The sequence below is a fragment of the Mesorhizobium sp. M1E.F.Ca.ET.063.01.1.1 genome (genome assembly GCF_003998155.1).
Lineage (GTDB): Bacteria > Pseudomonadota > Alphaproteobacteria > Rhizobiales > Rhizobiaceae > Mesorhizobium.
Map to the genome: position 1 here is coordinate 1 of NZ_RZSC01000151.1, position 10111 is coordinate 10111.

Here is a 10111-nt window from a genome sequence, read left to right on the forward strand (position 1 = left end):
ACCCAATACCGCGCACTGTCTGCAGCCACACCGGGTTGGACGGATCGCGTTCGATCTTGCGGCGCAGCCGGTTGATCTGGACATCGATGGTCCGCTCGCCGACATCCGATTCATCGCCGACGAGCTCATGGCGAGGTATTGTCTCGCCCGCGCGCGCGGCGAAGATTGCCAGGATCTCCTGCTCGCGGTCGGTCAGCTTCAGCGCCTCGCCGCCACGCTTCAGTTCGCGCTTGGCGATCTGGAACGTGTAGGGGCCGAAGACGAGCTGCTCGACCTTCGGCGTTGCCGCCGGCCCGCCGCGGCGCAGGATATTGTTGATGCGCAGGATGAGCTCACGCGGGTCGAAGGGCTTCGGCAGATAGTCGTCGGCGCCGGCCTCCAGCCCGGTGATGCGGCTGTCGGTTTCCGACAGCGCCGTCAGCATCAGGATCGGCACGTTCTTCTCGGCGCGCAGCGCCTTGGTGAGGTCGACGCCGGTTTCGCCAGGCATCATGACATCGAGCACCAGCAGGTCGAAGTCGAGCCCCGCGAGCTTGCGCCGCGCCTCGCTGGAATTACCGGCGACGGTGACGCGAAAGCCATTCTCGGACAGGTATTGCTTGAGCAGATTGCGGATGCGGGTGTCGTCATCGACCACCAGCAGATGCGGCGCGTCATCGTCGGGCATTGCCGGATGATCAACCTTTTCAGTGGTCTCCATTTCTTTTCCCCGATGTTTGCGCAGGCACAATGTTGATCTGCGCTCTTAGTTCCGGATCGACCATCGCCTCCAGGAAACGTTCGATCGAGGCACGTCCGGCGGCTCCGGAATCCTCCAATGCAGCACGGATGCGGCGCGACTGTGGCCGTGCCAGCGCCAGTGCCAACGCGCGGCCCTTGGCCGTCGGGTAGAGTTCGCGTTGCCGGCGGTCGCGCGGACCTTGCAACTGCACGATATGGTCGGTGTCGATCAACTGCTTCAATACCCGCGCCAGGCTCTGCTTGGTGATCTTCAGCACATCGAGCAGTTCGGCAACCGTCAACCCAGGCCTGCGATTGACGAAATGCAGCACGCGATGATGGGCGCGGCCGAAGCCGTAATCGGCAAGGATCTGGTCGGGATCGGAGGTGAAGTCGCGATAGGCGAAGAAAAACAACTCGATGATGGCAAAATCGATGCCGTCCTCATCGGTGATCGCCGTCCTGATCGGTTTTCCGGCTGCGGGGCTTCGATCCGTCATCATTTCTCCATGCAAAGCGGGATTATGTCAGTACTGTTGACGTAATTTCCCGGCAATGATAATTTTTGACAAGCTTTTCGGCGGATTGCGAACGAAAAGGCAAGCGGAAGCCGTTTTTCCGGAACTTCCTAAGTTTGCCATGAATTAAATATCCGCCTACGCTTCCAAGCACTGGCGGCGGTTCAGACCCCATGCGCGGCTGACGCGAACGCTATATGACGCAACGATTTGCGGGCGCCCGCCCGCGGGAGGTTTCCATGGCATCCGTTCCTTTCGATCAACTGGACGGTTTCATCTGGATGAACGGCGAGTTCGTCAAATGGGCCGACGCCAAGATCCATGTTTTGACCCACGGCCTGCATTATGCCAGCGCCGTCTTCGAGGGCGAGCGCGCCTATGGCGGCCAGATCTTCAAGCTGACCGAGCACAATGAGCGCCTGCATGAATCGGCGCGCCTGCTCGGCTTCAAGATCCCCTTTTCGGTCGCGGAGATCGACGAGGCCTGCCGCACGCTCCTGAAGAAGCAGGGTTTCCAGGACGCCTATGTGCGTCCGATCGCCTGGCGCGGCAGCGAGCAGATGGGCGTCTCGGCGCAGAACAACCGCATCAACTGTGCCATCGCCATCTGGCAATGGCCGAGCTATTTCGATCCCGCGCAAAAGCTGAAGGGCATCCGCCTCGACGTCGCCGAATGGCGCCGGCCCGACCCGCGCACCGCGCCGTCCAAGTCCAAGGCGGCCGGCCTCTACATGATCTGCACGCTGTCCAAGCACGCCGCCGAGGCCAAGGGCTGCGCAGACGCCATGATGCTCGACTGGCGCGGCCAGGTGGCGGAAGCCACCGGCGCCAACATCTTCTTCGTCAAGGACGGCAAGGTCCATACGCCCACGCCCGATTGTTTCCTCGACGGCATCACCCGCCGCACGGTGATCGGCCTGGCCAAGGACCGTGGTTTCGAGGTGATCGAGCGCGCCATCATGCCGGAAGATCTCGAAGGCTTCGAGCAGTGCTTCCTCACCGGCACGGCCGCCGAAGTCACGCCGGTTTCGGAGATCGGTCCGTACCGATTCGAGGTCGGCGAGATCGCAAAGACCTTGATGAATGACTATTCTGCTGCAGTGCAACCAAAGCATGCCATCGCCGCAGAATAGCGATAGTCACAGCTTTTTTGTCCTATAGGGGCGGTTTTCGGGCCGCCCCTTTTATTTAAGCGGCCGCGCATTTGACTTTGGAGCAATTAGGCGTCTCATGATGGCGTCGGCCCGAGGAGGCTGGCGGCTATGGAGGGACTAGGTACATGGATACGAACACGCTCGTCGCTATCGTTATTCAGGTCATTACGGGTGTCATCGGCGGTCAGGCCGTCGGCGCGGCGTTGAAACAGGCGGCACTGGGTCAGCTTCCCAAAATCCTCGGTGGCGCCATCGGCGGCGTCGGCGGCGCGGCCATTCTCGGCAGCCTGCTCGGCGGCGGCACGGTCGATCCGGCGGCGGCCGCGGCGGCAGCGGGCGGACTGGGCAGCGCGCTGAACGTACAGAACATCGTCGGCGGCGCCGGCGGCGGCGCCATCCTGACCGCCATCATCGGCGCGGTCATGGGTGCGATGAAGAAATAGGTCAGGCACCTTTCGAGCCTGCGCCATGGGCGGCTGCGGCCGCCCATTCTTTTTCAATCATTTTCTGGCGGCTGCGGCCGCCCATTCTTTTTCAATCATTTTCTGGCGGCTACGGCCGCCCATTTCTTTCGAGGATCGCCAGGGCGGTTCACCGTTTCACGGAAACGGCAAACCGCCCTATCTTGTTGTATTGACGCAATTCCGGACGGAAAACCGTTTCACACTTTTCCTGGAATTGCTCTAGTGGTGAAAATCTGACGCTTGGTACCGGAGTCGAAATACCGGTTTCGACCCCAAGGAAAAGTCGTCACCCAAAGCTGATGATTGTTCATTGGGAGCGTATCGTCCGCCTCGCGTCCACAGGCCGTCATCGCGCCGCGATGAGAATGGCGGACGCGGCCAATCCACCACTCTCCCGAGCGAACCTTCGTCTTCCGAGTCTGAAGCAATTCCCATGCGTCTGAGCTAATATGACGCGGCGGGCCGAATTCAGTGTTTGGAGAAGGTGTCGTGGACATTGCCGCTTGGTTGCGACTTCTCGGGCTGGAACAATACGAGCAGACGTTTCGCGACAACGCCATTGACGCTGAAGTTCTGACCGAGTTGACCGAGGCCGACCTAGAGAAGCTGGGTATACTGCTCGGTCATCGCAAGCGGCTCCTCAAAGCAATCGTGGAACTGGAGGCGTCCACAAACAGCTCGAGGTCGGTTCAACCCAACGCGGCGGAGCCCATCGCCGAGCGCCGACAGCTGACCGTCATGTTCGCTGATCTCGTCGGCTCGACGGCGCTGGCGACACGTCTGGATCCCGAGGACCTGCGTGACATCATCGGAGCGTATCACCGCTGTGTCGCCGATACGGTCGCGCGCTTCGGCGGCTTCGTCGCCAAGTACATGGGCGATGGCGTGTTGGTGTATTTCGGTTACCCGCAGGCGCACGAGAACGACGCGGAACAGGCGGTGCGGGCGGGCCTTGCGCTCGTCGGTGCTGTCAGGCTGCTTCAGCAGTCCGAGCCATTGCGGATTCGCGTCGGCATCGCCACCGGTCAGGTGATCGTCGGCGATCTGATCAGTTCAGGCGAAGGGCAGGAGCGCGGCGTCGTGGGCGAGACGCCGAACCTTGCCGCCAGACTGCAAGTTCTTGCTGAACCCGACTCGGTCGTGATCGGGCGGCAAACGCGGCATCTGGTCGGCGATCTTTTCGAATACCGCGATCTTGGCGCAGTCGAGGTGAAAGGTTTTCCGGAGCCGATCCACGCCTATCAAGTGGTTGGCGAGAGTAGCATCGAAAGCCGGTTCGAGGCGCTGCACGGGGCGGCGCCCACGCCGCTGGTGGGGCGTGAGGAAGAGGTCGACCTGCTGCAGCGCCACTGGCATCGCGCGAAAAGTGGTGAAGGTCGCGTGGTACTGCTCTCCGGCGAGCCCGGCATCGGAAAGTCGCGCCTCACCGTCACCTTGCAGGAGCGGATCCAGAATGAGCCGCACACCCGCTTGCGCTATTTCTGTTCGCCGCATCATCAAGACAGCGCGCTCCACCCGATCATTGCGCAGCTGGAACGTGCCGCCGGGTTGGAGCGCGACGACCCGCCTGAGAGGAAGCTGGAAAAGCTTGCGGTCCTGCTTGCCCCGGCCTCGCCGGAGGACGTGTCCCAGCTGGCCGAACTGCTGTCGTTGCCGACCGAAGGCCGCTTCCCGCCTCTCCAACTGACGCCCCAGCGGAAGAAAGAGAAAATCTTCGATGCGCTGCTCCGGCAGCTCGAAGACTTGGCGGGACGAGGTCCGGTGCTGATGCTCTTCGAGGATGTACACTGGATCGACCCCAGCTCGCGCGAGCTGCTCGAGCTGGTCATCGAACGGGTGCCGCGCCTGCCAGTGCTCCTTCTCCTCACCTTTCGCCCCGAGTTTCAACCGCCGTGGACTGGGCAGGCGCACGTCACGGTTCTTGTCCTCAATCGGCTCGACCGTCGTGAAGGCGCCTCGCTGGTCCAGCGGGTCGTCGGCACCGGAGAGCTGCCGAGCGACATTGTCGCGGAGATCATCGAGCGCACGGATGGGGTGCCACTGTTCGTCGAGGAGCTGACCAAGGCGGTGTTGGAGGGCCGTAACGCGAGGACAGTGCTCGCAAGAGCTGCTGCGACGGCGTTGAACGTACCCGCCACGCTGCATGCCTCGCTGATGGCGCGGCTCGATCGCCTCGGCTCAGCCGTTAAGGAGGTCGCACAGGTCGGCGCGGTTCTCGGCCGGGAGTTCTCCTACGAATTGCTGGCAGCGGTCGCACAGCGGAACGCCGCTGAGCTAAACGGCGCGCTGGATCAACTCGTCGGCGCCGGTCTGGTGTTCTGCCGCGGAACGCGCCCACTGGCCACTTATCTCTTCAAGCATGCGCTCGTTCAGGATGCAGCGTATGGCACGCTGCTGCGCGCCAAGCGCCAGGAGCTACACAAGCGGGTCGCAGACGTGCTGGAGGAAAAGTGGCCCGAGATCACCGAAGCGCAACCCGAGTTCCTCGCGCACCATCTTCAGGAAGCGGGGGATTGGGCGGGCGCGGTCGATCACTGGCAAAAGGCGGGAGGGGCCGCCCTGGCCAGAGCGGCTACTCGGGAAGCCGTGTCGCACTTTGCCAGTGCTATTGACTGCAGCAGGAGACTTGGCGACGTCTCCGGCGGCGCCGAACGGGTGACACGTCTCCACCTTGCGATGGCCAATGCCTTGATGCAGGCAGAAGGGTATCGTTCTGAGCGCCTTGGGAAGACGCTTGAAGATGCACGTCTTGCAGCCGCGAAGACTGCATCGGTCGAACTGCAATGTGACGTTGCACTTTCACTCGCTCCATTTTTTTATGCCGCTGGGCGCAATCAAGATTACCTGACCCTGGCCGAAGAGCAGCTCGCAAACTGTGCCGATCTCCTTCCAACGGCCCATCTGAGTGGTCTTTGGGCAACAAAGGGGATCGCTCATTCCAACCGGGGAGAAGAGCCGCTGGCAGCGGAGGCCTTGCGCAAGGCCTTAGATCTGATTGATCGGGTTGACCCAAGTCATCGTATTTCGTTCGCCGGTGCGGATCAACGTGTCTCTGCCCAAGCATATTTCAGCGAATCGCTGATCATATTGGGTTTCTTTGATGCTGCAGTCGAAGAGAAAGAGCGCCTGATGCGCAACTTTGACCAGCTCGATAAGCCTTTCGACCTCGCGTGGCATCTTCTCGTGCAGTGCCAATTGTGCGCGCTGCTCGGTCAATACGAGGAACTACTCGATAACGCTAGGAAGATCGTCGAGATTTGCGAGCGTCATGGCTACACGGCGCGTCGAAGCAGCGGCATTAGGTGGCGTGGCCATGCCCGCTCGCATCTAGGAGAACTGGACGCCGGTATCGATGACGTCCGAGAGAGCATGGTTCTTTGGCGTGCGCAGGGCGTCGTATTTCATACCCCTGAGAAAACATGCGCGCTTTGTGATCTACTCCTGCGGGCCGGTCGCATCGAAGAGGCATCGCAGATGCTTGATGATGTCAATTCCCTCGTTTTCGATACAGACGAAGCGAGTTACCTTGCAGAATGCATCCGGCTTCGTGGCCAAATCGCCGCGGGCAGAGGTGACCTGGCGGGTGCCGCGCGCCTATTCGAAACAGCGATTGCTACTGCCCGTCGGCAGCAAGCGAGACTCTTCGAGCTTCGCGCCACAACGCAACTGGCACCAGTTCTGGCACGACAAGGTCGTGTCCATGAGGCGGCGACGGGTCTGCAAGCGGTAGTCCAAGCATTTGACACAAGATATCCAATCGTCGACCTCGTCGCCGCACAAAGGGAGCTAGGCACGTTGGGCCGTTGAGCTCGCATCGCCTACCTTCGGCTCCGACAGTAGTTTGCGTCGACTCGATCCAAATTGCTTGGCTCGTTGCCGCGCCCAAGACGACGCTCGTCCGGTTCGATCGGAACGTCACTAAAGGGTTGAGATGAGACGTTCACGTTTGTAGCGGCGTGGCTCTGAACATGGCGCTGGTTGCTCGTTCCGGTCAATTAGACGTACGACAAGAAACCACCCAAAACGGAAGTCTGTCTCGGGTACCAAGCGTCAGACTTTCACCACTAGCTCCGGCTGGACGGTGGACGCCGCTCGCCGCGCTGTCTACATCAGGGCGACACTTCGAAAGGAAAGACATGGGTCAACTCAATGCCGGCATCGTGCCGGTCACGCCCTTCCAGCAGAACTGCACCATCCTCTTCGACATGGACGACAGGAACGGTGTCGTCGTCGATCCCGGCGGCGATATCGACAAGATACTGGCGGTTCTCAAGGACAACGCCATCACGGCGCAGGCGATCTGGATCACGCATGGCCACATCGACCACGCCGGCGGCGCGATGGAACTGAAGGACGCGCTCGGCATCGACATCATCGGTCCGCATGAGGCCGATCGGCCGCTGCTGGCCAATCTCGAGAACCAGGCCAGACGTTTCGGACTTACCGACCCTGTGCGCAATTGCGTGCCGGACCGTTTCCTCAGCGAAGGCGATACGGTCTCGTTCGGCGAGCATGTGTTCGAGGTGCTGCATTGTCCGGGGCATGCGCCGGGCCATGTCGTCTACTACAACCGCGCGGCCAAGTTTGCCCATGTCGGTGATGTGCTGTTTCGCGGCTCGATCGGCCGCACCGATCTGCCCGGAGGCGATCACGCCGCGCTGATCGCCTCGATAAAGCAGAAGCTTCTGCCGCTCGGCGACGATATCGGCTTCATCTGCGGCCACGGTCCGGGTGGCCGCTTCGGCGAGGAGCGCCGGACCAACCCATTTTTGGTCTGACCTGCCTCCAAAAGAAAAGCGCCGCTGAGAGGCGGCGCTTTGCTCGGGGCAGGGAACCCTAAGAGTCTGTTTAGACGCAATTCCGAACGGAAAACCGCTTCACACTTTTCCTGGAATTGCTCCGGTCAGTTGGCGACGCAGAAATGCTGCTCGCCGTCATTGCCGGTGAAGGTGCCGGTGCGCGAGTTGAAGGTGCGGTAGCGGTCCGAGCAGTACTCGTACCAGTCACGGGTCCACGGCTCGGCATAGCGGTCGGCGTAGACGACGCGCGGCTGAACGTAATACCGGCGAACAGGCCGGTCGACATAATAGCCGTCATCATAGGCTGGATCGTAATATCTCGGCCCGGGGTTGCTGAGCGCGCTACCGATCAGGGCGCCCGCCGCGAGGCCGACAACGCCGGCGGCGAGGGCGTCGCCGCCATGATGACGATGGTGGCGCCAGCGCCAGTCGTCGGCATTGGCCGCCGAGAAGGTGGCCAAAGTGGTCGCGGCAATGCCCGCGGTCAGGATGGCGGTCTTGAGAAATCGGTTCATTTTCGGTCTCCTTCGCGCCGGCCCGCGTATTTTTTCAGGGGATGCGGGGTCGGCTTTAGCAAAGGTTAATAGGAGACCGTGGCTGAACGGAGGCTGAACAGAATTGGGCGAACGGTTTCGCGGCTCGAACACAATTCCGAGCTCTGCGGGAGAGGTCCCGCCTGCTCAGCCTCCGTCGGATCTGTCTTGAGCCGGCTTAGCCGATCGACAGATTGACGGCCTTCGGACCCTTGCCGCGCTTGTCCGGCTCGGTGTCGAATGTCACTTTCTGCCCATCCTCAAGACCGGGAAGGCCCGACGCCTGCACGGCCGAAATATGGACGAAGACATCCTTCGCGCCATCGTCGGGCGTGATGAAGCCGAAGCCCTTGGCATGGTTGAAGAATTTGACGGTGCCGGTCTGCGGCATGGGAAGCTCCTTTGATCCCATCAAGTCAGTCTCGGGCCGGCAAACTGCCCGAGAGGAAATTTGTCCTTTATTTTAGCGCTATCGGCAAGAGAAAGTTTTGGCCTGCCAATCCCGCCATTTTGCCGGACAAAAAAGGGCGCGACGGTTCCGTCGCGCCCTCGAAAACTCAAGCTTCCTGCGAAGCCCATTCATGATCCTGCCGCGCCGTTCATCAGCAGAACACAGGCAGCTTTGCCCGCTCAGGCCGCGCGCAGGTTGACCGCCTTCGGGCCCTTGCCCATGCGGTCCGGCTCGACGTCGAAGGTGACCTTCTGACCGTCGACGAGCGTGCGCAGGCCGGAGGCCTCGATCGCGGAGATGTGGACGAACACATCCTTGGCGCCGCCGTCAGGCGTGATGAAGCCGAAGCCTTTGGTGGCGTTGAAGAACTTTACGGTGCCGGTCTGGGCCATTGGGGAAACTCCTTCACCCGTATCAGTCTTATGGCTCGCCCGATGCCTTCGCGCCTTGGGCAAGCCCCGGTGGTTGCTTCGGCAGTCATGCATTCGCGCATGGTTAAACCCCCCGCCGAAATACGGGGCCGTCAGAGATTCACACTTATCGGGGAAAGGTCGTCCAAAACGTGCCGCTCTCCGGGTCGTAAATGCCCGAACACAAAATTTATTACACGGAAACGTGATGGTTGCAAGACAGCGCCGCGGGCGGCCCTTGGCGCGCCCAACGCGAGGGCATCGATAGACCCGGGGTCATGACCGGTCATCGGCCAGAAAAGAGCCAGGCATGGGCCAGTGCGGGAGCCGGTCGGCAAGAGGACAATCCACAAGCCGGGGTTGCGTTCGGGTCCAAAATGGCGAGGATTGCGCGAGTAGACGCGGCCGCGCCTAGAACGGTTCGCCGTTTCCGGAAACGGCGAACCGTTCTTTGTTTTTACCCAATTCCGGACGGAAAACCGTTTCCACTTTTCCTGGAATTGCTCCAGCGAGGATCGGAGAGGAACCCATGCGATTTCTTGCGGCAATCGTTTCGCGGCAGGGCTTTGTCGCCCTGCTTCTGTCGGCATTGCTGGCGGCCTGTACCGTGGTGGTCGACGAAGGCCCCCGTCCACGCCCGTCAAGGCCGCATCCGCAACTCTGCACCATGCAGTACGAGCCGGTCTGCGCGCGCCGCGGCGGCGACCGCCAGACCTTCGCCAATGCCTGCCTGGCCGAGAGGGCAGGGTATCGCATCGTGCGCGAAGGTCCTTGCCGGGATGGTGGCGGTGGCAGCGGCGCTGGAGGCGGCGAGCAGACCTTCTGCACCCGCGAATACGCTCCGGTTTGCGCCAGGCGCTACGGCGAGGTGCGTACCTTCCCGAATGCATGCGAGGCCCGCGCGGCGGACTACCGCATCATCGGCGACGGGCCGTGCTAGCAAGGTCGGGTTTGCATTCCGCGTTGCGGGCAATCCACCGGAGCGCTACCCATACCCTTGAATCTCCCGTCCGCTTGGCTTAGGTCCGGCGGGCGGACAAACACGGCAGGTTTCCCATTAAC

Annotated in this window: 11 protein-coding genes; 6 read left to right on the plus strand and 5 right to left on the minus strand. The window is 61.5% G+C overall.

The window, feature by feature from the left end:
• Both EOA29_RS13595 and EOA29_RS13600 read right to left on the minus strand, forming a co-directional pair.
• Nucleotides 1–700: response regulator transcription factor (locus tag EOA29_RS13595; protein ID WP_145969670.1), on the minus strand; the 700-nt coding region annotated here is incomplete at its 3' end.
• Complete coding sequence (locus EOA29_RS13600; protein WP_126092394.1) at nt 687–1220, minus strand: MarR family transcriptional regulator; 534 nt, start codon at nt 1218–1220, stop codon at nt 687–689. The genes EOA29_RS13595 and EOA29_RS13600, both read right to left, overlap by 14 nt.
• 257 nt (nt 1221–1477) lie before the next feature.
• Here EOA29_RS13600 and EOA29_RS13605 point away from each other — a divergent pair, with 257 nt between their 5' ends.
• From EOA29_RS13605 to EOA29_RS13625, 5 genes are all read left to right on the plus strand, one after another.
• Nucleotides 1478–2371, plus strand: a complete 894-nt coding sequence (locus EOA29_RS13605) for a branched-chain amino acid aminotransferase (RefSeq protein WP_126092395.1) — start codon at nt 1478–1480, stop codon at nt 2369–2371.
• Nucleotides 2372–2517: 146 nt separating this feature from the next.
• Nucleotides 2518–2835, plus strand: a complete 318-nt coding sequence (locus EOA29_RS13610; RefSeq protein ID WP_126059777.1) for a hypothetical protein — start codon at nt 2518–2520, stop codon at nt 2833–2835.
• Nucleotides 2836–2860: 25 nt separating this feature from the next.
• Nucleotides 2861–3079, plus strand: a complete 219-nt coding sequence (locus EOA29_RS13615) for a hypothetical protein (RefSeq protein WP_126092396.1) — start codon at nt 2861–2863, stop codon at nt 3077–3079.
• A gap of 266 nt (nt 3080–3345) precedes the next feature.
• Complete coding sequence (locus EOA29_RS13620; protein WP_189350554.1) at nt 3346–6663, plus strand: AAA family ATPase; 3318 nt, start codon at nt 3346–3348, stop codon at nt 6661–6663.
• 329 nt (nt 6664–6992) lie between these two features.
• A complete protein-coding gene (locus EOA29_RS13625) occupies nt 6993–7634 on the plus strand; it encodes an MBL fold metallo-hydrolase (RefSeq protein WP_126092398.1) in 642 nt (213 codons plus the stop codon).
• Nucleotides 7635–7759: 125 nt separating this feature from the next.
• Here EOA29_RS13625 and EOA29_RS13630 read toward each other — a convergent pair whose 3' ends face one another.
• From EOA29_RS13630 to EOA29_RS13640, 3 genes are all read right to left on the minus strand, one after another.
• Nucleotides 7760–8170 carry a BA14K family protein gene (locus EOA29_RS13630; RefSeq protein WP_126092399.1) on the minus strand — a complete coding sequence of 137 codons (411 nt, stop codon included), beginning with the start codon at nt 8168–8170 and terminating at the stop codon, nt 7760–7762.
• Nucleotides 8171–8366: 196 nt separating this feature from the next.
• Nucleotides 8367–8579 carry a cold-shock protein gene (locus tag EOA29_RS13635; RefSeq protein ID WP_006202521.1) on the minus strand — a complete coding sequence of 71 codons (213 nt, stop codon included), beginning with the start codon at nt 8577–8579 and terminating at the stop codon, nt 8367–8369.
• Between the two features lie 239 nt (nt 8580–8818).
• Nucleotides 8819–9031, minus strand: a complete 213-nt coding sequence (locus EOA29_RS13640; RefSeq protein WP_006202520.1) for a cold-shock protein — start codon at nt 9029–9031, stop codon at nt 8819–8821.
• A gap of 547 nt (nt 9032–9578) precedes the next feature.
• On the opposite strand from EOA29_RS13640, the gene EOA29_RS13645 reads away from it, so the two are divergent.
• Nucleotides 9579–9989, plus strand: coding sequence for a Kazal-type serine protease inhibitor domain-containing protein (locus EOA29_RS13645; RefSeq protein WP_126092400.1), 411 nt, complete (start codon nt 9579–9581; stop codon nt 9987–9989).
• Nucleotides 9990–10111 lie beyond the last annotated feature (122 nt).